This is a genomic window from Streptomyces sp. NPDC056452 (assembly GCF_042796085.1).
In the GTDB taxonomy this organism is placed as follows: domain Bacteria; phylum Actinomycetota; class Actinomycetes; order Streptomycetales; family Streptomycetaceae; genus Streptomyces.
In genome coordinates, this window is sequence record NZ_JBHTRI010000008.1 from 68,518 (window position 1) to 92,874 (window position 24,357).

At 66.9% G+C, this 24,357-nt stretch carries 21 protein-coding genes; 7 read left to right on the plus strand and 14 right to left on the minus strand.

Going from position 1 to position 24,357, the window contains the following annotated elements:
• Positions 1 to 111: 111 nt before the first annotated feature.
• Both ACFQ6X_RS10430 and ACFQ6X_RS10435 read right to left on the minus strand, forming a co-directional pair.
• Entirely contained in the window at positions 112 to 1,146 is a 1,035-nt protein-coding gene (locus tag ACFQ6X_RS10430) for a DMT family transporter (protein ID WP_383178954.1), read from the minus strand.
• Entirely contained in the window at positions 1,143 to 1,961 is an 819-nt protein-coding gene (locus tag ACFQ6X_RS10435; protein ID WP_383178957.1) for an SDR family NAD(P)-dependent oxidoreductase, read from the minus strand. Before ACFQ6X_RS10435 ends, ACFQ6X_RS10430 begins: the two co-directional genes overlap by 4 nt.
• 141 nt (positions 1,962 to 2,102) lie before the next feature.
• On the opposite strand from ACFQ6X_RS10435, the gene ACFQ6X_RS10440 reads away from it, so the two are divergent.
• On the plus strand, positions 2,103 to 2,684 hold the full coding sequence (locus tag ACFQ6X_RS10440; protein WP_329206578.1) for a helix-turn-helix domain-containing protein: 582 nt from the start codon (positions 2,103 to 2,105) through the stop codon (positions 2,682 to 2,684).
• A 72-nt stretch (positions 2,685 to 2,756) separates the two neighbouring features.
• Here the strand turns inward: ACFQ6X_RS10440 and ACFQ6X_RS10445 are convergent, their stop codons facing one another.
• Entirely contained in the window at positions 2,757 to 3,662 is a 906-nt protein-coding gene (locus tag ACFQ6X_RS10445; protein WP_383178961.1) for a helix-turn-helix transcriptional regulator, read from the minus strand.
• Positions 3,663 to 3,919: 257 nt separating this feature from the next.
• Between ACFQ6X_RS10445 and ACFQ6X_RS10450 the strand changes: the two genes are divergently transcribed.
• The 4 genes from ACFQ6X_RS10450 to ACFQ6X_RS10465 all read left to right on the plus strand — a co-directional run bounded on the left by ACFQ6X_RS10450 (position 3,920) and on the right by ACFQ6X_RS10465 (position 6,723).
• Positions 3,920 to 4,897, plus strand: a complete 978-nt coding sequence (locus ACFQ6X_RS10450) for an aldo/keto reductase (RefSeq protein WP_383178964.1) — start codon at positions 3,920 to 3,922, stop codon at positions 4,895 to 4,897.
• A gap of 28 nt (positions 4,898 to 4,925) precedes the next feature.
• Positions 4,926 to 5,051, plus strand: coding sequence for a hypothetical protein (locus tag ACFQ6X_RS10455; RefSeq protein ID WP_383178967.1), 126 nt, complete (start codon positions 4,926 to 4,928; stop codon positions 5,049 to 5,051).
• 96 nt (positions 5,052 to 5,147) lie between these two features.
• A complete protein-coding gene (locus ACFQ6X_RS10460; protein WP_383178970.1) occupies positions 5,148 to 5,999 on the plus strand; it encodes an aldo/keto reductase in 852 nt (283 codons plus the stop codon).
• A gap of 103 nt (positions 6,000 to 6,102) precedes the next feature.
• Positions 6,103 to 6,723, plus strand: a complete 621-nt coding sequence (locus ACFQ6X_RS10465; protein WP_383178973.1) for a flavodoxin — start codon at positions 6,103 to 6,105, stop codon at positions 6,721 to 6,723.
• A 119-nt stretch (positions 6,724 to 6,842) separates the two neighbouring features.
• On the opposite strand, the gene ACFQ6X_RS10470 is transcribed toward ACFQ6X_RS10465, so the two are convergent.
• Positions 6,843 to 7,328, minus strand: a complete 486-nt coding sequence (locus tag ACFQ6X_RS10470; protein ID WP_383178976.1) for a carboxymuconolactone decarboxylase family protein — start codon at positions 7,326 to 7,328, stop codon at positions 6,843 to 6,845.
• A gap of 197 nt (positions 7,329 to 7,525) precedes the next feature.
• Between ACFQ6X_RS10470 and ACFQ6X_RS10475 the strand changes: the two genes are divergently transcribed.
• Positions 7,526 to 8,467, plus strand: a complete 942-nt coding sequence (locus ACFQ6X_RS10475; protein ID WP_383179308.1) for an RNA polymerase sigma-70 factor — start codon at positions 7,526 to 7,528, stop codon at positions 8,465 to 8,467.
• On the opposite strand, the gene ACFQ6X_RS10480 is transcribed toward ACFQ6X_RS10475, so the two are convergent.
• The gene (locus ACFQ6X_RS10480) at positions 8,432 to 8,707 is read right to left on the minus strand and encodes a hypothetical protein (RefSeq protein WP_383178979.1); all 276 of its coding nucleotides are present in this window, start codon (positions 8,705 to 8,707) and stop codon (positions 8,432 to 8,434) included. The genes ACFQ6X_RS10475 and ACFQ6X_RS10480 overlap by 36 nt on opposite strands.
• A gap of 55 nt (positions 8,708 to 8,762) precedes the next feature.
• On the opposite strand from ACFQ6X_RS10480, the gene ACFQ6X_RS10485 reads away from it, so the two are divergent.
• Entirely contained in the window at positions 8,763 to 9,155 is a 393-nt protein-coding gene (locus tag ACFQ6X_RS10485) for a hypothetical protein (RefSeq protein WP_383178982.1), read from the plus strand.
• Positions 9,156 to 9,342: 187 nt separating this feature from the next.
• Here ACFQ6X_RS10485 and ACFQ6X_RS10490 read toward each other — a convergent pair whose 3' ends face one another.
• From ACFQ6X_RS10490 to ACFQ6X_RS10530, 9 genes are all read right to left on the minus strand, one after another.
• Positions 9,343 to 9,690, minus strand: a complete 348-nt coding sequence (locus ACFQ6X_RS10490; RefSeq protein ID WP_383178985.1) for an STAS domain-containing protein — start codon at positions 9,688 to 9,690, stop codon at positions 9,343 to 9,345.
• A 1-nt stretch (position 9,691) separates the two neighbouring features.
• A complete protein-coding gene (locus tag ACFQ6X_RS10495; protein ID WP_383178988.1) occupies positions 9,692 to 10,963 on the minus strand; it encodes a PP2C family protein-serine/threonine phosphatase in 1,272 nt (423 codons plus the stop codon).
• Entirely contained in the window at positions 10,963 to 11,895 is a 933-nt protein-coding gene (locus tag ACFQ6X_RS10500) for an alpha/beta fold hydrolase (protein WP_383178991.1), read from the minus strand. Before ACFQ6X_RS10500 ends, ACFQ6X_RS10495 begins: the two co-directional genes overlap by 1 nt.
• A 200-nt stretch (positions 11,896 to 12,095) precedes the next feature.
• A complete protein-coding gene (locus tag ACFQ6X_RS10505) occupies positions 12,096 to 12,299 on the minus strand; it encodes a cold-shock protein (RefSeq protein ID WP_383178994.1) in 204 nt (67 codons plus the stop codon).
• 325 nt (positions 12,300 to 12,624) lie between these two features.
• The gene (locus tag ACFQ6X_RS10510; RefSeq protein WP_383178997.1) at positions 12,625 to 12,960 is read right to left on the minus strand and encodes a MerR family transcriptional regulator; all 336 of its coding nucleotides are present in this window, start codon (positions 12,958 to 12,960) and stop codon (positions 12,625 to 12,627) included.
• Positions 12,961 to 13,956: 996 nt separating this feature from the next.
• The gene (locus ACFQ6X_RS10515) at positions 13,957 to 15,384 is read right to left on the minus strand and encodes a non-reducing end alpha-L-arabinofuranosidase family hydrolase (RefSeq protein WP_383179000.1); all 1,428 of its coding nucleotides are present in this window, start codon (positions 15,382 to 15,384) and stop codon (positions 13,957 to 13,959) included.
• A 640-nt stretch (positions 15,385 to 16,024) separates the two neighbouring features.
• Entirely contained in the window at positions 16,025 to 16,198 is a 174-nt protein-coding gene (locus tag ACFQ6X_RS10520; RefSeq protein ID WP_383179003.1) for a hypothetical protein, read from the minus strand.
• Between the two features lie 881 nt (positions 16,199 to 17,079).
• Positions 17,080 to 17,622 (minus strand): SMI1/KNR4 family protein, encoded by a 543-nt coding sequence (locus ACFQ6X_RS10525; protein ID WP_383179006.1) that lies wholly within the window; start codon positions 17,620 to 17,622, stop codon positions 17,080 to 17,082.
• Entirely contained in the window at positions 17,619 to 24,320 is a 6,702-nt protein-coding gene (locus tag ACFQ6X_RS10530) for a polymorphic toxin-type HINT domain-containing protein (RefSeq protein WP_383179009.1), read from the minus strand. Before ACFQ6X_RS10530 ends, ACFQ6X_RS10525 begins: the two co-directional genes overlap by 4 nt.
• Positions 24,321 to 24,357: the final 37 nt, after the last annotated feature.

Here is a 24,357-nt window from a genome sequence, read left to right on the forward strand (position 1 = left end):
GGAGACAGCGAACTTGCCTTCTACGAGGCGCTGCTGGGGCCTGACCGACACGGCAGCCGGACGGACCCGGAGTCCGGCTTGACCTGCACGTTCACACGGTCCGTCGCAGGATCAGCCGAATGATGGCGGACCTGAAGGCCGAGACCCGCTTCCGGGCGGGCATCCAAGCTGTACGCAAGGGATGGCTGCCTGCCTGACCGAGCCGCGTGCCTCGGCGGCATCCGTGACGCCCTCCCGTCGGAGCCGCCGGGCACGAGGGCCGCCCCGCCCCGCCCCGCCGGCGGGCACCGGCCCCCGCAGCCCGATGACGACGCCTGCGGCGACGAGCACGGCTCCGATCACGTCTGCGGGCCCCACCTCGCCGAGCCCGAGTGCGAGGGTGGTGAGAAGTGCACCCACCGGGACGAGTCCGGCGAAGAGTCCGGCACGTTCGGCGCCCAGTCGGCGCAGCGCGTCGTACCAGAGGAAGAAGGCGGTAGCTGTGACGAGTGCGCCGAGGTAGCCGAAGGCGGCCGCTTCGGTGGAGGTGGGCAGGCGCAGGGAGCTCGCGCCGTCCAGGGCGAGGCTCGCGGCCAGCAGCATGGGCACGGACAGTGCCGCCGGATAGGCGGCGACCCTCAAGGGCCCGAGCTTGGGCAGCAGGGGAAGAGCGAGCAGCGAGAAGGCGACTTCGCCGGCGAGCGCTCCCAGTGACAGCAGCACGCCGTGCAGACTGCCGCCACCGAGCCCGGCGGCGACCGCGGCGCCCAGGGTCACGACAGCGGCGGCGCCGACGGTGCGGGCGGCCGGTCTGCGGCGTTGCGTCAACGGCCCGGCAAGGGCAAGGACGACGGGGATCGCTCCGACCACGGTGCCGATCATGGCGGGGCTCGCGTGCCGGGTGGCCTCGACCAGGAAGATGTTGAAGCCGGCCAGACCGGTGGCGGCCAGCGCCGCCAGGAGCAGGAAGTCACGGGGCGTCAGGCCGACGCGGGGTAAGCGCTGGTGGCGTACGACGGCGAGGAGGATCGCCGCGGCGAGTGCGTAGCGCAGTGCCTGACCGCTGAGGACCGGGTAGTCGGCGATCGTCGCGGAGACGGCCGTCGAGGTGCCGACGAGCAGCATCGCGGCGGCGGCTCCCGCGGCCGGGACGGTGGAGGAACTCATGCGGCGTACTCCTTCGGCTGCGGGGCCGCGCCCGAGGGGCTGAGGACTTTGCGGGTGACACGCTCGGCGATGGCGGCGACCAGGGTGCGCGGCCTGCGCGGCAGCAGATGCGCGGCCAGGGCGTTGCCGAGCCCAGGGGTGACGTAGCCGCGGTCGCGGTCGAGTGCGCGCAGAGCTGCACGGACAACCGGCTCCGGCGTGGTCATCGAGCCGTTGACGGCCGCCTTGCGGGTGCCGATGGCATCGAAGAAGGGGGTGTCGACCGGGCCGGGGCACAGAGTGAGCACGCGGATGCCACGGCCGCGGTACTCCTGGCGCAGGGCGAGCCCGAAGTTCAGGACGAAGCCCTTGGCCGCGCTGTAGACGGCGAAGTACGGGGAGGGCTGGAAGGCCGCGGTGGAGGCGACGTTCACGACCGCGCCGGTGCCGCGCTCCAGCATGCCGGGGAGCAGGGCGTGTGTGAGGTCGACGAGCGCGACGACGTTGACCATCAGCTGATCGTGGTCACGGTCGGCGGCTATGTTTTCGAAGCGACCGCACGTGCCGAACCCGGCGTTGTTGACCAGCAGGTCGACGCTCAGGCCACGGGCGGCGAGCCGGCCGGCGATCCTACGGGCCGCATCGGGCTCGGCGAGGTCCTGGACCAGGACATGGGCGCGGATGCCGTGCTCCGCGGTCAGGCGCTCGGCGAGGGCCGTGAGTCTGTCCTCGGAACGCGCCACCAGGATCAGATCGTGCCCGCGGGCGGCGAGCTGCGCGGCGAACTCCGCGCCGAGCCCGGATGAGGCACCGGTGACGAGCGCTGCACTGTGCATGGGAAGACTCCTTCACTCGACGAACAACCGAGACAGGAGCGTACTCACTTTCCACATAACTGCAACAGCACTGATGCAGCTACTTCAAAGATGACGCAACGGTGTATCGTTTCACGGAGCACTGGATGAGCGGGAGGCGTCATGGGTGAGACAGCCGCACGGCCGCTGCGGGCGGACGCGGAGCGCAGCGTGCGCGCGATCCTGGAGGCGGCCGAACGCGTGCTCTCCACGGATCCCGGCGCGTCGATGGAGCAGATCGCGACCGCGGCGGGGGTGGCCCGGACGACCATCCACCGGCGTTTCGCTCACCGGCAGGCGCTGATCGAGGCCCTGGCCTCGTCCGCCGCCCGACAACTCGCCCAAGCCGTGGAGGACGGCCGACCGGACACCGCTCCCCCGCTGGTGGCGCTGCACCGGATCACGGCCAATGTGCTGGAGGTGAAGAGCGCCTGGACGTTCGCGCTGGAGCTCCCGGCTGATCCCGACAGCGAAGCAGCCGCCCTCCACCAGGACATCGGCCGGCGTTGCATCACCGTGCTGGAACGGGCCCGGGCGGACAAGCTCATCGACGAGGCAGCCGACCTCCACTGGGTACGGCGCGTCTACTACGCACTGCTCGGGGAGTCCCTGCACGGGAGCCCGGACGACACCGACGTCGACACCGACACCCTCGCCGCCCGCATCATCGACACCCTGCTGCACGGCGCCGGACCGCGCGCCTGACTACGCCATCGCCGCACCGAGTGCACGAGGTCTCACCGGGAGCCGGACGCCGGCTCGGGCGACGGGAACCGATCAGGGCTGTGTGGGCGGGTTCTGCTCGGCCTGCGTGTGCGAACGCCCGGCGGGCCGGGGCGAGGTCATGTCGAGCAGGAGCATCGCGTCGTGATCGGGTGAGCCGGGTTCGGCCGTGTAGACACCGAGGCGCTGGCCCGGTGTGCCTTCGATGTGCATGCTCTGCCCGCTGAGGGTGATCACACCGACCTGAGGATGGTGGAAGGTCTTCTGGACCTTCTTCCGTCCCATGACCTCGTAGCGTTCCCAGAGCCTGGCGAAGTCGGGGCTCTTGAGCAGGAGCTCGCCGACCAAGGTGACGAGGTCGGGGGCGTCGGGGTTCATACCGGCCTCGGCGCGGAGGCGGGCCACGCAGCCGCGGACCTGCGTGTCCCAGTCGGGGAACAACTCGCGTGCGGTGGGATGGAGGAAGAGGTAGCGGGCCAGGTTCCGCTGGTTGGCGGGCCAGTCGGCCATTCCCGCGTACAGGGCCAGGCCGCCGGTGTTCCAGGCGAGCAGGTCCATGCTCCGGCTGACGATGTAGGCCGGATTCGGCCGCATCGTCTCCAGCAACAGCTTCAGGTGCGGGCGGACCGTCCGGCTCGGCGGGAGCGGCGGCTCGGAAGCGTGATGGGCCGCGCGGGCGGCGAGCTCACGCAGGTGGTGGTGCTCGGCGTCGTCGAGACGGAGGGCGCGGGCGAGGGCGTCGATCACCGCGGAGCTGGGCCGGGTCTCCTTGCCGCGTTCGATGCGGGTGTAGTAGTCGATGCTGATCCCGGCGATCGTGGCCAGCTCCTCGCGGCGCAGTCCAGGTGTGCGGCGCACGCCGGGCCCAGGTGTGAGGCCGACGCTGCCGGGACTGGTCTGGGTGCGGCGGGCGCGCAGGAATCGCGCCAGTTCGTCACCGCTCGTGTGCTCAGGTGCCATGGTGCCAGTGTCGCCCCGCCGCCACCGGGAGGGCATGCGCGAGGGGGGCCCTGTCACACCCCCGCTGGCCGCTCCCCTGCAAAACCCGGCCTGCCTGTTCGGCGCCCGGAGCGGCACTGTGGATGACGGGCCCACTCACACCTTCCGCCGGTTCGACGGCGCACTTCTGCTCCGCCCCGGCGCCCGCGTGTGAGCGGAGAAGCCGCGCTGCCACGGAGCAGACTGCATCAGGAACCAAACAAATGGGAGAAACAACCATGAAAACCATCAAGCTGCGTGATCTGGAGGTGTCGCGGATCGGTCTGGGTGCGATGGGGATGTCGCACGGCTACACCGGGTCCGGGACGGACGAGGCGGAGTCCGTGCGCACCGTGCATCGCGCGCTGGAGCTCGGTGTCAGCCTCATCGACACTGCGGAGATCTACGGCCCGTACACCAACGAGGAGCTTCTGGGCCGGGCCCTGAAGGGCCGTCGCGACGAGGTCGTGCTGGCGACGAAGTTCGGTCTCGTCTCCCATGCCGGTGACGGGGCGTGGAACCTGGACAGCGGCCCGGCCAACATTCGCACCGCCGTCGAAGGATCGCTCCGTCGTCTCGGCACCGATCACATCGACCTCTACTACCAGCACCGGGTCGACCCGAACACTCCCGTCGAGGAGACGGCCGGCGCGGTGGGCGAGCTGATCGCCGAGGGAAAGGTCCGCGCGTTCGGTCTGTCCGAGGCCGGCCCCGACACCATCCGCCGTGCCCACGCCGTCCAACCGGTCACGGCCGTCCAGTCGGAGTACTCCCTGTGGACCCGGGGCGTGGAGGAGCGGGTGCTGCCGGTGCTGCGCGAGCTGAACATCGGCCTGGTGCCGTTCTCCCCGCTCGGCCGCGGGTTCCTGACCGGCACGATCCGCTCCGCCGACCAGTTCGACGCCACCGACTTCCGTCGCGACAACCCGCGCTTCACCGGCGAGAACTTCCAGCACAACCTGCGCCTGGCCGACGAGGTCAAGGCCATCGCGGCCGAGGTCGGCGCCACGCCGGCGCAGGTGGCCCTGGCCTGGCTGCTCGCCCAGGGCGACGACATCGCCCCGATCCCCGGCACCAAGCGCGTGACCCGGGTCGAGGAGAACACCGCCGCGGACGGCGTCGAGCTCACCGCCGAACAGCTCGACAAGCTCAGCAGCCTGCCGCCCGCCGCAGGTGACACCCATACCGAGGCCCAGCGGCAGATGCTCGAACGCTGACCTGCGCCGTACGGGCCCGGCTTCCTCCGTGCCCGGCTTCTTCCATGACGGCCAACGCCGCGTCTTCGACCGGACCATCTCCCTGGACGAAGTCCCCGCCGCCTACCAGGACATGGCCGACCGGCGCGTCCTCAAGGCCCTCATCACCTTCTGACCGTCACGCCCCGGGCGTGCAGGCCCCACACGGCACCACCCGCACCACCCGCACCACCCGCATCGCATCGCATCGCATCGCATCTAGGAGACCCCCGTGCAGACCGTCACCCTGAACACCGGCGTCGAGATGCCGATCCTCGGCTTCGGCGTCTTCCAGATCCCGCCGGAGGACACCGAGCGGACCGTCACCGACGCCCTCGCCGCCGGCTACCGGCTGCTCGACACCGCCGCCGCGTACGGCAACGAGGAGGCCGTCGGCCGCGCGATCAGGAAGAGCGGCATCCCTCGCGAGGACCTGTTCGTGACCACCAAGCTGTGGATCCAGGACGCGCCCGCGCAGGACAACGCGGAGCGCGCCTTCGAAACGTCGCTGCGCAAGCTCGGCCTCGACCACCTCGACCTGTACCTGATGCACCAGCCCTTCGGCGACGTGTACGGGCAGTGGCGGGCCATGGAGAAGCTGCACCACGCGGGCCGTGCGAAGGCGATCGGCGTCGCCAACTTCTACCCCGACCGCCTCGTCGACCTCCTCAGCAACAACGAGGTGACGCCCGCGGTCAACCAGATCGAGACCCACCCGTTCTTCCAGCGCACCGCCGACCAGGACGTCATGCGCGAGCACGGCGTTCAGATCCAGTCCTGGGGCGGATTCGCCGAAGGCAGGAACAACCTCTTCACCGACCCCGTCCTCAGCGACATCGGCAAGGCGCACGACAAGTCCGTCGCCCAGGTCGTGCTCCGCTGGCTGATCCAGCGCGACATCGTCACCATCCCCAAGTCCGTTCGCGCGGACCGCATGGCCGAGAACTTCGACGTCTTCGACTTCGAGCTCACCGACGACCAGATGGCCTCCATCGCCGGCCTGGACACCGGCAGTTCCCTGTTCTTCGACCACCGGGACCCGGCCGTCGCCGGCCAGCTCGGCAAGCGGCGACTGACCGACTGAAATGCCCCGGGAGCAGAAGATCACCGACATACGAACAGGCCCGCCGGCCGGGACAGGACGCCGTGCGCTGCTTCGCGGCGCACTTCTGGCAGGAACGACCGTCATGACGGGAGCCGGCTGCTCCTCTTCAACGGGCGGCGGGAGCGCACCGGCGGACACGAAGACCACCGGGCGCCCCGCCCCGTCCGCCACGCCGGGTCAGCGGGTGCTGCTGGCCTACTTCTCCCGGCCGGGCGAGAACTACTACTACGGCGGGCGCACCGATCTCAGGACGGGCAACACCGAGGTCCTCGCCCGAATGATCAGCGAGCGCATCGGGTGCGCCGTGCACCGCATCAAGGCCGTCGACCCCTACCCCGACGACTACGAGGAGACCGTCGCACGCAATGTCCGCGAGCAGGCGGGCGATGCCCGTCCCGCGATCGCCGAACTCCCGGACTCGATCGACCGGTTCGGCACGGTGCTGCTGGCGAGTCCCATCTGGAACGTTCGCGCCCCCCTGATCATGTCGACGTTCACCGATGCGTTCGACTTCGGTGGGAAGACCGTCCTCCCTGTCACGACGTACGCGATGAGCGGTCTCGGCAGTACGGAGCGCGACTACGCGGACTCCTGCCCCGGGGCCACCATCGGTGAAGGACTCGCCGTGCGCGGCGAGGAGGTCCGGAAGGCCGGCGCCGACGTCGAGTCCTGGCTACGGCGCGTGGGCCTGCCGAAGGACTGAGGCGAGTCGGACTCGGCGGAGTGTCGCCGGTCGTCCTACGGGACCGGCGGGTCGGCCCTGCCGCCGGGCCGACCCGGAGATCGGACGATCGCGGGCCGGCCCGGCGGCGTCGACGGTGATCAGCCGGCGATGGCGGCGAGATCGCCGGGCTCGTAGGCGCCGCCCTGATTGTTGAGCATGACGCCGAGCCGATTGGTCGCGTTGATCATGGCGATCAAGGCGACCAGCGCGACGGTCCGGTCCTCGTCGTAGTGCTTGCGGACCTGGGCCCAGGTCTCGTCGGAAACGCCTTCGTAGCCGTCGATGATGCGGGTGCCCTCCTCCGTGAGGGCCAGCGCGGCCCGCTCGGCCTCGGTGAACACGGTGGAGTGACGCCAGGTGGCGACCAGGTTCAGCCGGGCCGCGGTCTCGCCTGCGGCTGCGGCGTCCTTGCCGTGGATGTCGACGCAGAAGCCGCAGCCGTTGATCTGGCTGGCGCGCAACTGCACCAGCTCCTGGGTGGACTTGGGCAGCGGCGACTCCTGGATCACCTGGCTCACGGCGAAGATCCGCTTGCCGATCCTGGCACCGGTCTCGTTCTCGAACAGGTTCATACGGGGTTCCATCACAACGTCCTCGCTCGTGGGATCGTGGGCCGCCCGGACCAGCCGGGCAGCGTCCTGATGCCCATGAGTCGCCCGCCGGCCCGGTGCTGTGACAGCACAGCGATGTGACGCAGGCCACCACGCTTCTGTGTCACAAGGACGTGAGGAGCGGCGACTTGTGCATGAGACGGACAGGACGCGACTGGCGGGAGCCGACGATGGACGAGCGCACCGAGCCGGCGACCGGCGTGAGCGGGCACAGCCCTCGCGCCGGGGGTACGGACTCCGCCACCGCGGCGTTCGTCGCCCATCGCAACCTGCTGTTCACCGTTGCCTACGAGATGCTCGGTTCCGCGGCCGACGCCGAGGACGTCCTTCAGGAGACGTGGCTGCGCTGGGCGGGCATCGACCACGCCACGGTCCGGGACCCTCGCGCCTTCCTGGTCCGCATCACCACACGCCAGGCGCTGACCCGGATGCGCGTGCTGCGCCGGCGCAAGGAGTCCTACGTCGGCCCCTGGCTGCCCGAACCTCTGCTGACAGCTCCCGATGTCGCCGACGACGTCGAGCTGGCCGACAGCGTCTCCATGGCGATGATGCTCGTGCTGGAGACGCTCGCGCCGACCGAGCGGGCCGTCTTCGTGCTGCGCGACGTCTTCGATCTCGGGTACGACGAGATCGCGCAGGCCATCGACAAGACGCCCGTCGCGGTCCGGCAGATCGCCCATCGTGCACGGGCCCATGTCTCGGCGCGCCGGCCCCGGGCCGTCGTGTCCCCGGCCGAGACACGCGACGCGCTCACCGCGTTCCAGCAGGCGCTCGAAACGGGTGATCTGCGGCGTCTGCTCGACATGATCGCGCCCGACGTCGTCCTGCTGACCGACGGTGGCGGAGTCGTGCCGGCCGCGCTGGAGCCGGTCGAGGGCGCCGTGGCGGTGGCCAGAGTTCTGGGCCGGATCGCCCTCGGGCCGGGAGACGGTCGCCGGGCGCTGCGACCGACGCAGGTGAACGGCCACCCGGCCTTGCTTCTCTGCCTCGGCGACGAGATCGACAGCGTCCTGGCGGTACGCATCGAGGACGGCCGGATCATCAGCCTGTACGCCGTCCGCAACCCCGAGAAGCTGTCACGCATCAAGCGGGAGACTGCGGTTGGCCGCTGAGGCCGGGGTCGGCGGGTTGCCCGGCGACCGCGTCGAACCGGTCCCGGGCACCGTGCGGGATCGCCTCGGCGGGCCTGGGGCACTGACCTTGCTCGTACGGCGGTCCTGGACGTTGGTGCGGTACAACCACAGGACGACGGAGAGCCCGAGGACGGCCAAAGCGATGCCGAGTTCCTTGTATCCGCCGTATCCGGTGATGGAGAACCCCGGGAGTCGCAGGGAGGTCTCAGTGTCGGTCAATGGTGGTATTTTCTGCCGCCGATCGACATTGCCCACGACTCCTCAAGGGAACCCGATGACCACTCCGCCGCCGCCCGGCCAGAACCCCTACAGACAACCCGCCGCGCCGGTCCCCGCCCGCCGCTCGAGCGTCAAACGCGTCCTCAGGGGAGTCGTCACCGTCGTCGTGGCCGGCGTCGTCGTGTACGGCGGCTACACGACCTGGTTCGGGGGCGCGTCGACCGCCGACGCGGGTGACTGCCTGCACGCCGGCAACGCGTCGGCCACCGCGGTGATATCGGTCGGCGATCCCGAGTTCGAGATCGTGGACTGCGGCACCCCCGAAGCCCAGTTCAAGGTCGTCAGCCGCGCCTCCGGCACGGACGGAAACTGCGACAGCGAGTACCAGCGCTACACCCAGGGCGGCGCGGGCCGGGACTTCACCCTGTGCCTCGAACCCGTCAAGTGAGCCCACGCACAACGGGGTGAGGGTTCCGGCACCGGCAGTCCGACTGCCCGTGCCGGGAAGGCGTCCAACTCCCCTGTGCATCAACGGGTTCTACGGCAACCCCGCGTGCCGGGGGCAGATGGAAGCAAAGCAACAGGCGCACTGCGGCACCGGCCGGTGGCTGCTTCCCGGCTGCGGCGGAGACGGGTCATGCGGTCGGACCGTCTGTGGCGGTCGATGCATCGGGGTAAAGGGTGAAGACCCGGTCCAGGCCGACGATACGCAGGATCCGCGCGGTGTCGGCCGGGACAGCGGCCAGGGCCACGTCGCCGCCCTGTTCCGTAGCCAGGTTGCGTGCGGCAAGCAGAGCGGTGATGCCGCTGGAGTCGACGAATTGCAGGCCGGTCAGATCCAGGACCAGCAGGTGGCCGTTGGCCAGGGTGAGGCGGTCCACGGCCTGACGGAGTTCGGGTGCCGTCGCATGGTCGAGGTCACCGGTGATCTCCAGTACGGGGCCGGTGCCTGTCCGGTGGACGGTGATCGTCAGTCGGCTCATCTCAGGTGGTGCTCGCGGGTTGGGGAAGCAGGGCGGGCACACCGAGGGCGAGTAGCGCGGTGTCGTCGTCGAGTCCGTCGCCGAAGCCGGCGAGGAGCGCGGCCAGAGCGGTGATGAGGGCCTCGGGCCCAGCGGCGGACTGTTCGGCCGTGAAGGTGCGCAGGGCGTCGTCGCCGTAGAGCTCACGCCCGGGCCCGGTGCGGGCTTCGGTCAGGCCGTCGGTGTAGAGCAGCAGGGTGTCGCCGGGCAGGAGCCGGGTCCGGGCAGATGTGAACTGCGCCTGGGGCAGGACGCCGATGAGCATGCCGCCGGGGGTGGGCAGGTAGTGCGCGGTGCCGTCGGCGCGTTGGATCAGTGCGGAGGGGTGGCCGCCGGAGGCCAGGTGCACACTGACGTGCTCGTCACCCGGGTGCAGGACGCCGAATATCGCGGTGCAGTAGCGAGTGTCGCCGCTGGTGTACCGCTCGTGCAGCACGGTGTTCAGGGTGGTCAGAACCGTGACGGGGTCCGGATCGTGCAGGACCGCCGCCCGAAGGGTGTAGCGGGTCAGTGAGGTGACCGCGGCGGCCTGGGGGCCTTTGCCGCACACATCGCCGAGGAAGAACGCCCACCGGTCCGCGTCGAGGGGAAACAGGTCGTAGAAGTCTCCGCCGAGGAGTTCCGGTGACGCGGTGTGATAGTAGGAGGCGGCTTCCAGGCCCGGAATCGTGGGCAGTTCGGCGGGCAGCAGGCTCTGCTGCAGCACGGCGAGAGCTTCCTGGAGTCTTTCGCGGTCGGCCTCGGCCTGACGGCGTGCTTCTTCGGCAGCCTGGCGTCCGCGCAGCAGCTCGGTCTCGTAGGCGCGGCGGTCGCGGGCATCGAAGATCGTGGTGCGGACGAGTAGCGGTCCGCCGTCGTCGCCGGTCTTCACCTTCGAGGTGACGAGCACCGGCATTCGCTGCCCGTCGGTGATTTTGATGTCCAGGGCGATACCGCTGACCTCGCCGTTCATCTGCAACAGCGGGGCGAAGTGCGTCTCGTGGTAGAGCTTGCCGCCCACGGTGAGCAGGTCGGCGAACCGCATCCGGCCCACCACCTGATGCCGCGAAAGACCGAGCCACTCCAGGAGTGTGGTGTTGATCTTCGCGATGGTGCCGTCCATCAGCGTCGACAGGTAGCCGCAGGGAGCCTGTTCGTACAGCTCCTCCGCGCTGTCCTCCAGCAGGGAAGTGAAGGCCACGTCTGTCGCTTCCCTGCCGTGCCCCCTGTCCGGATGCTGATCGCTGCGGTGCATCAGCGGGCCACCCCTATGAAGTCTGTGATCGCCACCGCGGTGGCCTGCGGTGCGCTCAGTTGGGGGCAGTGCCCCGTCGCCTCGAGCGTGACCAGGCGACTGCCCGGGATCGCGTCGTTGACGTAGGCGCCGACCTCGCGGGGGGCAATCACGTCCTGCTGGCATTCCAGGACCAGCGTCGGCACCGCGACCGTCTTGAGGTCTTCGCGGCTGTCGGACAGGAACGTCGTGCGGGCGAAGACCCGAGCCATCTCCGGGTCCGTCGCGCAGAACGATGTGGTCAGCTCTTCGCCGAGTTCAGGCCGGTCCGCGTTGCCCATGATCACGGGAGCCATCGCCGCCGACCATCCCAGGTAGTTCGACTCCAACGACTCCAACAGCTCAGCGATGTCGTCGGCGCCGAACCCGCCCCGGTACCCGTCCTCATCGATGTAGCGGGGCGACGGAGCCACCATCACCAGGCGGGAGAACCGCTCGGGCGCCTCGGCTGCTGCGAGAACCCCGACCATGGCACTGACCGAATGTCCCACGAAGATCACATCCCGCAGGTCCAGCTCCTCGCAGACATCCAACACATCCGCGGCGTAGCCCTCCAGCGAGCTGTAGCGCTGCTCACTCCAGGCCGAAGGGTCCGAGCGGCCGGAGCCCACGTAGTCGAAGAGCACCAGCCGGAAGTCCCCTTCCAGCAGGGGAACCACCAGGCGCCACATGTTCTGGTCACAGCCGAACCCGTGCGCGAGCAGGAGCACCGGCCCGTCGACACGGCCGGTGACGGTGATGTTGTTCCTGCGACGGATATCCGTGCCCACGGGCTTTCCCTCACTCGGGGCCGACGATTCGCGGCCGCTCCGGCCCGGATCGGTGTGTGAGCCGAATGCGGGGCCGTTGGTCCGGCGGCGGAACTTGTGGTCGTCCGTAGGTTCGGGGGTCATTCAGAACCTTCCTCGACAGGGCACGTACCAAAGAATTCCCGCCACGTAAGGCATTTCGCGGGGAGTGACGAGCCGAATGGAATGCGAAAGATATTACCTGCGGGCGAAGACATTCCCACACGCGAGTCCACGAGAGGTATGTGTGGCTCTGGCCCGCACCCTTCGGGGGGCGGGCCAGAGCCGGACATCGCGCGTCGGCGTCAGACGGGAACGATGTTCTCGGCCGTCGGGCCCTTCTGGCTCGGCACGATGTCGAAGGTGACCTTCTGGCCTTCGAGCAATTCACGGAAGCCCTCGGCGGCGATGTTCGAGAAGTGGGCGAACACATCGGCACCGCCACCATCCTGCTCGATGAAGCCGAAACCCTTTGCCGCGTTGAACCACTTCACAGTGCCGGACGCCATGTCATATCTCCTTCGGAGGCAGTAAGCCGGAACCCGCGATACGCGGATGCCGGGTCGCCGCGATGACACCCCTCCCGGAATGACCGGAAATACAAAAACGCTTCCAACGGTTGAAGTACCGTTGGAGGCGCTTGAAGTTCGGGAACCATGACTGCAACTGAGATCGACAGTAGCATGCCATTTGCGCCGGTGTAAGCTACACAATTACATTCTGCTCGGTGCGGTAAAAACGCTCCCGGCACGGCACGTTAAACCCTCACCTCGCGGTCACAACTATTAATCCACCCGGAGCACAGCGTTTCGGAAAGAACCGGGGCGCACCGTCTCAGGACACGGGCGGCGCGGACGGCCCGGCGGCCCTGCGGTATTCGGCATTGATGCGCTGGGCTTCTTCGAGCTGATCTTCAAGAATGACGATGCGACAGGCGGCCTCGATGGGGGTGCCCTGATCGACGAGTTCCCGGGCTCGGGCGGCGATGCGCAGCTGATAACGGGAGTAGCGGCGGTGGCCGCCCGCGGAGCGGAGCGGGGTGATCAGGCGGGCCTCTCCGATGGCGCGGAGGAATCCCTGGGTGGTGCCGAGCATCTCGGCGGCCCGGCCCATGGTGTAGGCGGGGTAGTCGTCGTCATCGAGACGGCCGAACGAGTCATTTACTGTCATTTGCACCTCTCTGCGGAACGCGTTGAGGGGCCCTGGTGCCGTCCTGGCACCAGGGCCCCGAAGGAACTTCTACACCATCTACCGGCCCTGATACTGCGCCGGCCCTCTGTTTCCGCATACCCGACCTGAACGCTGTCGGGGACGCGGGGATCGCGGTTGCTTGACCGGAGACCACCTCACTATCGATGTCCTGCGGTACCCGGGCCCTGCGATGTCCGCCCGGGCGATCCTGATGGCGCTGGGCTCCTCCGTTCTTTCCCTCTGGATGAACTGCTTACCGAATGAGACCTGCGTACTGCTGGTACTGCGAACTACTGGTGGCAGAGCCACTCTTCGGCAGCCAGCCCCGTCGCCCGTCCTGCACCTGCTCCGGCTTGGAACCCCACTGCCGAACCTCCCGGCACGCGCGCCCGCAGCCGACGCCTTTACCGAGGAACCACTGACAACCGCACTGCTGGTACCGCGAACTGCACCTGCTGAACTGCTCCTGCGTGAACTGCAGGTCCTGCTCACGGCAGCCCCTGATCCTTCGGGCCGCCCGGTCCGGTCGTCAGCCCCGTCGCCGTCCTGCAACCACCCTGGCTTCGGAACTCCACCACCGCACCGTCCTGCGCACTGCAACTGCGTGTACTGCTGCCTGGCAGTTCATGTCTGCCGGGCCTTGCTCGATCTCGGCTACGAGAGAAACCATAGCCACCACACCACCCAATGTCTACTCTCGCCGTCATAGATTTCCATGCGCTAGGCAGAGAGATAGTCGACCTCGGCCGTTGATGGGACACGCGGCGGCCCAGCCGCAGCCGGGACACCTGCTCCGAGCAGCGCCGACGGTCAGCCGAGTGCATCTTCGACCCGAAGAGGAACCCCATCCGACGCACGGCTGGGGTTCCTCCACGCGGCGAGCGTCGGCCAGGTGGTGCGGTTGCCCACGCCGTAAACCGCTCGTCTACGCGCCGGCGGACCGCACCACATCGCGATCACCGTGGATCAGGCGGTTCAGCGCTGCAGGGTGAGGACACCCGGCCGCCAGGGCAGTTGGTCGTAGGGGCCGCCCGCGGTGGGGGACTTGCCCTGGTAGAGGAACTGCAGGTTGCAGGGGTCGATGGTCATGGTCTGGTCGGGGTTGCTGCGGACCAGGTCACCGTGGCTGATGTCATTGGTCCAGGTGGCACCGCTGTTGGCCTTGCCCGCGAAGGGGCTGCTCTCGCTGCTCGCCTGCGGGGTCCACGAACCGCTCAGGCTGGAGGCCGTGAACGAGCGGAAGTAGCGCCCGTTCGCACCTATCGCCTCAACGATCATGAGGTACTGGTTCTGGCCCTGGACCTTGTAGACCTGCACCCCCTCGAACAGGTTGTTGGTCGAGTCGCTCATGATCGTCGTGTACGACGAGCCGAAGCTGCCCGGGAAGTTCCCGATCGGCATGCTCGCCCGGTAGATCTTGCCGTTGTCACCGGCGAAGAACAGGTACATGTTCTGGCCGTCACCGATCAGGGTCTGGTCGATCGGGCCGGTGCCGGAGCCGGAGATGCTGCCGGTGAAGAGTGGCTGCGGCGAGGACCAGCCGTTGGGATCGGTGGGGTCGCCGGACGTGCGGTAGACGAAGGCCGACGCGCCCCACTGGTACGCCAGCACCCAGATGTTCTTGGGCGCGAAATAGAACAGTGTGGGTGCCACTGCGGCCTGGCTCATCCCGGCCTGGCCGGCCGAAGCCATGTCCGACCAGTTCGTGAAGGGAGCAAACCTCATCGAGCCGTACGACGATCCCGACACGTTCGACGCGTAGACCAGGTGCTTGCCGTTGTACATCACGCTGGTGAAGTCCTTCAGCGCGGCCCAACCGTTCGCGGGCTGCGCCAGAACACCCGTCGACGTCCACCGGTAGGTCGACGGAAGGGTGCACGTGTCGCCCGGCGGGGGCGTCGTCCCGGACAGGCCGGTCCACTTCTGGCTGTTGCCACCGTTGCACGCCTGGATCTCCACCGTCGTGCCGTTGGCCGTACCGGAGCCCGTGACGTTCAGGCACAGCCCGGACTCCACGCCGACGATCGTGCCGTCGGAGCCCACCCGCCACTGCTGGTTCGCACCGCCGGAGCAACTCCAGATCTGCACCCGGGTACCGGCCGCGGTGGCGTGGCCCGGGACATCCAGGCACTTACTGCCGTACACGGTCAGCTGGTTGCTGTCCGTCGACGTCCACTGCTGATTGCTCCCACTCCAGCAGTCGTAGATCTGCAGGTAGGTGCCGTCGGCCTGGCCGGCGTTCGGCACATCGAGACACCGCCCCGAGCCAACTCCGCGCAAGGCGCCACTGGTAGCAGCCTGAGCCGGGTTGGCGACGAGCAACGCCGCCAACGCGACCAAGGTCGCAACCGCGGCGGCAAGCACCACGGACAGAGGCCTGCGGCTGAAATTTCCACTGTGCACGGGGACTTCCCCAACCTCGAGTAAGCGGTTCCGGCCGACCCCGTCAGAGGTGGTCCGGACTGTCGACATAAGGAATTGAGGTGGCCATGACATACGCATACGCGGCGCACTCCTTGCGGTTCGGCGTTCCGGCGGGCGTGACCCGTAGGTGCTCTGCTGTACGAGTGGAGAGACCCGATATGTTCGGGATGCCGAACAAGGGTCGAAGTGTCGAGCAAGCTGAATCATAGGGAACCGGCGAGCGGCGTCAATGCTTCTCGCATGATTCGCAGGTGGTTCCGAAACATTCGTGGGACCCCACGGGTGAAACCCGCAGGTCAAACCAATCGAACGGCCGCGATGTACAGAGGGACAGCCCTACGGCTCCGGGACGGGCCGGATTGCCGGACGGTGTCGGCAAGGCCGACCGCTTCTCCAGTGTTCGTGGCAACCAGATTTTCCGAACGGAGTCCGAAATTTCGAACCCGCGATCGAGCCGAGCAGTCCGCCGCTCACCCCGCTGGGATCGTCCGCAGGAGCCGGCCGGTGTGACGCGATGTGCGCTGGGGGCAAGCCACTGCAGCGACAAGCCCGGCTGCGCACCGCCCGGCGCACGAACCCGCTCGATCCTCGCACCGCCTCCGCCCACGACGTGGCGTGGTCAGCGCCTGAAGCTGTCCTTCGACCTCTCCTTGACGTCCCGGGCCTTGCCCCGAGCCTCCAGTGCGGCTCCCTTGGCTGCGGTGGTCTCGTTGCCCACCGCGTGGGCCGCCTTCCTGACGGCCTTCCCGACAACCTGCTCGGCCTTGGCTCTGGCCTTCTCTCCGACACTCATGTCGGTCCCTTCGTAGGCGCTCACTCATCCGCCCCTGGCCCCGGAGCGGAATCGGGCACCGCGGCACCGCCGCGGAGTCTCCGACGGCCGTGCTCTCCAGCACCTCCGTGGCAGCGATGCCCACACACTTCATTGTGGTCCCGGCAGAAGTTCGGTGGCACTCGCCCCGTAGCCAACAGACCGTCCGACCGGCGGCGCGAAGCATCAGGCGGCCCATCGGGACGAGCGTCACGTCGGCGTCGAGAGACCGCCCGCAGCGCCCACCCCGCACCTGATGCACACACAAACCGCAGGTCAGGAGGCCTTTGCGATGGGTTCAAGGATGGCGACGCACTCCACGTGATGCGTCATCGGAAAGATGTCGGCCTGAGCACGTGATGGAAATGCCCAGGGCAGAGACCATTTCTCAGCCCGCCGTCCTGCGTGTGACTGCCTGGAGCGTCAAACGAGCGTCACGGCTGACAACCATGAACGGGCCGAGAATGCCAGTTCCTCCAGCGGGGCCGTCCCCACCGACACCGGGCGCCGGGTCACACGCCAAGCCCTGCACCATCTGGCCGGTCGCCATCAGGAGCTGTGCCCGCCAGCCGACAACAACCCGTACCTGAGCGGAATTTTCCACCTGGCAAACTGGTAGAACCACTCCAAACCCTCCACACGGGCTCGCACGGGACGTACGTCGCGGCAGAGGGTGAAACGGATCGGTACGCACGAAGCTCAACGACCACCCACGCAAAACGCTCGGCTGGAAAACTCCAGCCGAGCGCCTGCATAAACTACTGGCCGCTTGACACAACCGATCACGTGTTGCGACGATCCCTAGAAAACGCCTACAAGGGCGGGGCTTCTCGTGAAGTAGTAGGACGGCCCATTTCCGACCGTCAGAAGCTCGCGAAGGACCTGAACTCGTGATCCGGCAATGGGAAGGAAGTGGAGAGGATCTCCGACCTGATTTCCCCTGCCAGGAGCGATACCAGGAATTCCGCACAGCCCACCTCGAAATGCTCCCACCAGGCACCCCTGGCCTCGTTCACCATCACTGTCCATCCATCAGGGTGAGTCCCTGTCGACGCTAGCCAGTAGATGAACTCTCCGTTGTCCGTGGAGGCCCAAGGGATGAGCCTGCTTTCGGGCGCCTCCAACAATTGCGCTGGCTTCTCCTCACCCTCCTCCCAAAGCATTTCGAAACCTTCGTTACGCTCTTCGACGGAGGAGAGGAGGTCGTAGGGACGCTTTGGGCAATCAGGCTCCAGAAGCCACAAGTAATTGTCGAAGCACCCCCCGCCGTAGGTATCGATCAGTTCTCGATAGTCCGCTGGCAGCCGGATTCCCAGCTCTCGGGCAACATCACCCCACTCTCGGGGACGTGCGGCGCCTTGCGGGGGAGCCACCAGTCGGATCAACCTTTGGATATGCGCGTTCATCGCCTTGGCCTGTTCAGAACTGTCTGGAAGATGTCAAGTCCCCCTGATCCGTTGGCGCGGATGGTCACACCGAGCGGATACGGATTGGCCGGGCCGGCACCCGTATGTTGTGCATAGATCGGCGTGACGGTGTACTGCACAGTCTGCCCATCCCTCTCGACGGCCCTCCGCACTCGATTCTCCAGACGTCGCATCCCTGGATGGTTGGCGTACTGATGCAGCGTTACGAAGTTCCGGGGGTCACGGTTCGAGCCACCGAGCTGCGCACCCCAGAGGTGGGAGCGGTTGTATCCCATTCCGCTGACCCAGCCGGCTGGATCGACGCTGGGATTGGTCGTGCCACCAATATTGTCCCGGGTAAGCGTGACGCTGATACCGGTGGCTCGCCCATGTTCGTCGAGCTCTCCGTACCCGCCACAATTGTGGACCAGGACCGATGCGGCCCCGGCCACAACATAGTACGTGTGCAGGTCGCTGACGGTCAGGTTGTAGACGGTGGACTGCTGGGCCGTCCAGCGACTGATGGCAGTGACCTGGACCCGGGTGCCGGCGCTGGTCTTGAGCCACTGGCCGGATTCAAGATCGGTGGCGTCGATCCACTCACCGTTATCCGGGACCCAGAACGGGTGGTTGTAAGTGGCGGTGACGCTTGCCGTGCTGGAGCCCTGGTCACCATCGATATCGATGGTGACCTCAACCAGGCGCTTGGTTCCTTCGCCCTTTATCTCGGCAGTGACGGTCTCGATTTTTCTTTTGCCGGACTTGGGGTCGGTTGCCAGGACCTTGTCGCCGTTCTTGACTTCCTCGATCGGCTTGGTGCTGCCGTCAGCCATCAACACCTTCGTGCCGGGCACGAAGCTGTTGGGCTCACATCTAGTCTTCTTGAGCAGGCTTTTCGCTAGCCGCGCCTCACCTACTAGAGGAACGGCACTTGCTGCTCTCTCGCTTGCCGCTTGGTAGTTCCCCTGAATGAGATCGTTGATTCCTAGGACGGCATCAGCGGCCGGCCCAAGAACGGGGACGAAGATTCCCACAGCTTCGACGACTTCGGTCCAAGGTATGACCCGGGTCCTGTCGATCCAGTTCTTGCAGCCGAGACACCCACGGGTGTAGTAGCGCTTTCCGGCCTTGTTTTCGTCGTACTTCTTCCAGTACCAGCCGCTCTTTTTCTTGGTCCAGGATTCGTTGTAGGTGACAGTAGTTTTTGATACCGAGTTGCTTGGCACGCACGTGCTGCTGTTACCGCCACAGATTCCGTCCGGACGCAGGCCAGTGGGGTCGGAAAGGGTGGCCGGAGCGTTGTTGGCGTAGGTATAGCCGTTGATCTGTTGCGGGTCGGCGAGGTCCATGATCGGGTCGACGCTGATGAATCGGCCGATGCTCGGGTCGTACTCGCGGGCACCGAGGTGGGTCAGTCCCGTGCTGGTGTCGGTGGTGCCGCCAACGAAGCCCTTGGTGCTGGGCCAGCTCGTCGGGACATCGCCGCGGGCCCTGCCGAAGGGGTCGGTGCGGCGCTGGGTGAGGGCGAGGCTTGAGGCGTCGACTGCGAGTTGGCCGGTGCCGTGATGGTCACCGATCGTGAAGGCGATGCTGCCGTTATCGTTACGGACGGCCTGCTGGCCGTTGCCCAGGTCGATGAACCGAGTGGCCTTCGGTACCGTCGAGCCCTTGGGCAGGACGGTCTCGGTGTGGCCGAGGTAGAGCGTGGTCTCGCTGTCCGTGCGGCTAATCAAGCGGCTTCCGCCGACGTCGTACAGATACGCGGTGGTCTTGTCAGCGGCGCCTTCCACAGGCTCGGTGACCGTGGCCAGGTGGCCCTCGGAGTCCCAGCTCAGCGTCTGCGTAGTGCCAGCGACTGTGCGGCTGGTCGTGTTGCCTACCTCGTCGTAGGCGTAGCTGTCGCGCGAGGTGACCGTCGGACCGACGCTGGTCACCGAGGTCAGGGCGTGTGGCTTCGCCCCACCAGCCGGGGGGTAGGCGTAAGTGTGCTCGGTGTCATTGGCCTGGTCGCCCGTCAGGTCGTGCGCGGTCTCGCTGAGGCGGTTGCCGACCTTGTCATATGTGTAGGAGTTCCAGTAGGGCGCCGGGCCACCGACCTTCCCCGCCGCGGGTGCGCTCGTGCAGGTGAGGGCTGGCTCTGTCCATTCCTGAGTCACCCGATGCAGGTGGTCGTAGGTGAAGCACTGGGTGTCGGTGCCCGAACGGGAGACGTCCGCGACGGACAGGACGTTTCCCGCTTCGTCGTAGCGGTAGGTGGCGTGCTTGTCCACACCTGCGATGTCTTGCCGGTCGACGCGGCTGGTGGCCAGACGCTGAGTGCCCCACTCATAGGTGTTGGTGACCTGAGTCTGCTTACCGGTGCCACCGTTGGTCATCTTCACTTGCAGCGGCTTGCCGGTGAGGCTGTAGCTGGTCGCAGCACTATAGCCCTGTCCTGTGACTCCGGTAGGGCGCAGGACGTCGTCGTAGCTGTAGGTGATGACCTCGCCCGGCAGAGAGCCTGCCTTGGAGTAGTTGACACTCTGCAGCAAGCCGCTGGGCTTGTAGACCGAGGCCGTCTGATAGGTGCCCGCCAGCGCTCCTTCCGCCGCGGGGATCGTGATCGCTGTGCGGGTGGCCCGGTAGATCGGGTCGTAGACGCTTACGGAGCTGGTATATGCGCTGCCGTTCACATAGCGGGTGGTGGAGGCCAGCTGACCCTTGGCTCCGCTGATCGTGTCGTAGGTCCAGTCGACGAGCTTTGCGCCGGTCGCCGAATCCTTGCGCAGCTCGGTCTCTCGTCCGAGGTTGTCGTAGGTGTGGTGGAGGGTACTGCGGGCAGCCGTGGTCGAGGCGGCCGTCGTGGAGAGGAGTTGCCCTCGGTCGTCATAGGAGCTGTCGGTGATGCCCTTGTCTGGGTCGGTGGTGCGTACCTGGCGGCCGAGTTGGTCGTATGTGTATGTCCAGGAGTTGCCGGCCGGATCGGTGACCTTTTCGAGCTTGCCGCTCGGCGTGTGGGCGTAGCGGGTGGTGTCGTATTCAGCGTCGGGGGTGCGTTCGTGGTGCTGGCGCAGCTCGGTGGTCTGGTCCCGGGCGTCGGTGAGTGTGGTGGTGGCGGTGCCGCCAACAGGGGGGATGACAGTGGTGCGGTCGCCGTTGTAGATGGTGCGGGTGCTGCCGAGGACTTGGCCGCCGTCGCCGTTGCCCGCTATCTGCCGGGACTCGGTGATGCGGCCGAGGCCGTCGTAGAGGTTTCGGGTCTGTGTTTCCACGCTCAGCGCGTCAGCGGGAGCGAACAGTTCGGTCGACGGGGCCTGCGTGATGTAGTAGGTGCTGAAATTTTTGGCGGTCAGTCCGCGCTCGTCGTAGAAGGTGTCTGCAAGGAGGCTGCCGCCGTCCGGGCCCGGAGCTTGGGTCTGGCGTTCGCGCAGGAAGCCGTCGTAGAGGGTGTAGGCGGTGATCTGGCCGCCGGTGTTGTTCAGGGTGCTGGTCGCGACGGCGACCGGTTTGCCGTCGGTGATGGTGTAGGTGAACGCGTAGTTCGGCGTTTGCGAGGTGTACCGATTGGCGAGCCAGACTTTTGCCGAGCGGCCGAGTGCGTCGTAGGCGAACTCGGTCACCTTGTCGTTGGTGTCCGAAACCCGTAGCGGTTGGCCGCGCAAGGGGTCGTGTTCCGAGGTGGTGGTCTGGGAGGTTCCGCTGTTTCCCGAGACAGCTGGTGGTGTGGTCACCTTGGTCTGCTGGGCAAACCCGGTGGCCGGGGTGTAAGTGGTGACGGTGGTCCGTCCGTCGTTGCGCACGGTTCGAACTGGGGCCGCGTCACCGGTCGCTGTGACGTTCGCGGTCAGGTCAGTCATGTTCAGCTGACGGCCGTAGGAGTCGTACGTAGCACCGCCCTCCAGGTAGGTGGCCTTGGTCCCGTCGTGCTGTTTCAGCGTGGCTGTAGCGGTGGCGTCACCCTTGGTGGGCTCGGCTCCGTACGCGCCGCCGTCATAGGCGGTGCGCACATCAGAGATGACGTCCTTGGCCCGGTCGGGTGCAACGTCGCATGCCTTGGCTACGGTCTCGACCCGGGACGGCAGCGACAGGATGTTGTCGGTGCTGTTCGTGGCATACGTGGTGCGTGTGCACTGGTTGTCGGCTGCGGTTGAGTTGTCACTGCGGTCATCGACCTCGGTGACCCGCCCAGCCACTGTTTCGTAGGTGTTGGCCGTGGAGGTTATGCGCCACTGGGAGCCGGCCCCGCCGTCGAGGGAGGTCCAGGTCTTTGCACTCGCGGTCCCTGTGAGATTGGCCGTGACGGTGCCCCAACTGCGTTTCTTCTCGGCAGTTTGGTGGTGCCAGGGCCTGTCCACCGTCTTTTCCAGTACCTTGCCACCCGGCTTATCGAAGGTGACTGTTTTGTACGGGAAGCCGTTCGCCGACTCATGGTCGGTTATCGGCTCTCCCTCATCCGTGCCGACGCTGACCGAGACGCTCTTGGTGCCGCCGGTCGTGGTGGCCCGGTCACCGTCCATGCCGCGTAGGAAGTAGTGGTCTTCCTGGGACTTCATGGCGGCGGCGCCGCCCTGTCCGCCGGTCTGAACCCTGACTTGGCCGTAGCCGCGCCACTGGGACCAGGTCTTTTCCTTCTCCTTTGTCAAGCCGTCATCGTCGTCGAAGTGCCAGGCCGCGTTGCCGAGGTACTGATATGTGGTGACCTGGTCGGGCGCTCCACCGGTGCGGTCGGTGCTTGTGACGGAGTTGGTGACGTACTTGTTGAACCAGTGTTGTTCTGCGGGGTCGGTGTCGCTGCCACCGAGGTACTGGGGGAAGCATCGGGTGGTGTTCGTCGCTGGAGTAGGCAGCGCGTTCCAGTCGCAGGCGGCAGCCGTGTAGTTCACACTGATTTGGCCACCGGACTCGTCGTCCACCGAGGAGAGTCGGTCCTTGATGAACGGGGCGAATCCGTCCCCTGTCTTGTCCAGCCGGTTGGCGAGCTGGGTGTAGGAGAAAGTGGTTTTCGGCAGGGTGATGGTCGGGGTCGCTGACTGACCCGTGTGCTGGACACTGTCGAGGAGGAGCTGGTAGTCCGTGTCGGCCATACCCCATCGGTGGCCGAGCTTCCAGGAGTCGACTTTGCCGTAGGTGCCGTCGGTCTTGAGAACCTGTGTGGTGACGTCGGTCAGTCGCTTGCGGGTCCAGAAGGACGGTGACAGCCGGCCGTTGTCACAGGTGGTCTCGGCCTTGCAGTTCAGGTCCCACGGGGTGTCGTACCAGTAGAAGGCTTTGGTGTCGATCGTATCGGCGGCGCAGGTGACACCGGTCACTGGTATGCAGCGCTCTGAGTTGTCGAAAACGACCTGTGCCAAGGGTTTGGCCGCATACAGGTCGGGGGTCCGCTGTCCGTAGTCGATACGCGTGAGGTATCCACCACGTGTGTACGGGGTGTCGTCCTCGGACTTCAGGTTGCGGCCGTAGGAATTGGTCTCCTTGGTGTAGTGGTAGCTGATCGCGTTGCCGTACGTGTCGACGACGTAGTCGAGGTTCCACCTCCATGCCTGCTGGCACCACGAGTCGGCGAACGTCGCCGCGTGGCATTCCTCGCCGGAGTCGTTTCCGTAGACGGGAAGCGTCCAGGCGGAGTCGGTCGTGCTCTTGCCTGTGCTCCAGCCCGGCAGACGGTTGTAGCCAAAGTAGTAGCGCGTTCCGTCTGGCGAGGTGAGGCGCCAGTACTCGCCGTCGTTGTCGCCGTTGCCTCGGTCAGCCGACTCCAGACGTTTGATCCGAGTACCGTCATCGCGCTTCAGCCTGAACTCATCGTTGCCCGCGGGGACCAGTTCACCGCCGGAGCCGTTGAAGGAGATGGTCGCGTTGTCGTAAGCCCAACACATGTCGCCGGGCTTGTTGCCGTCCGCGTTCTTGACCCCGTCATCGGCGCAAGGCTTGTAGCTGCGCTCGATGAAGCCGGGCCATAGGTCGAACCCATCGCCCACCCATGAACCTTGGTTGTTCGTCCCACCGGTTCGACCGTCTATCGCGCCGGATGAGTAGGAAAGCCCGACGCTCGGCTTCAGCGCCCCCGGTACCTCGGGGACCTCCATGTCGTAGGACCATGTGAAGTCGCCGGTGTTGAGTGCGGTGTTCCACGTGGAGGACGGAGAAAGCGGAGTCGCCTTGTAGTCCCCTTTGTCACCGCCGGCCGCGGCAGTCGCGGCCAGGACCGTGGGGGCTCCGACCTGCAAGCTTACTGACTCCGTGGTCAGCGTCTTGCGTTCTGTGTCGTTGACAGCGGCAACAGGCTCTCCGGACCGGCACGCCTTCACTTCTGGCGTGGTGAGTACGCACACGGGCAGCTGGACAAGGCTTATACGTGACGCGTAGGCACCACCGAAGAGCTCACTGAATTGTGCGTAGTCGACCGCCACAGCGACCGGCTGCTTCGTGCTCTCGGCTGACGCGCTTGTGGCCTGGGCCGGCTCGCCGGCCCTGAGGGTGAACAGCAGGCCATCGATCCCGGCTCGCTCAGCCTTCTTACCCTCAAGCACCTCCGACTTCACCGTGCGGGGAGCGCGTCCCGTCGTCACGCTCGCATCAGCCTTGCCCTGAGCCCGGCCGACAGCAATAGGCTGCCCCTTGGCAGAGGTGAAGCGCTCGGCGCCCTTGGCACCTGACGGCGGCAGGGTCAGCGTGACCTCTGCAGGGTCAGGTTGCCCGGCCCGCGGGGCACCCGCCGGCACTCTGGGCCCCTTGTTCTTTACGCGCGGCTTGACCGTG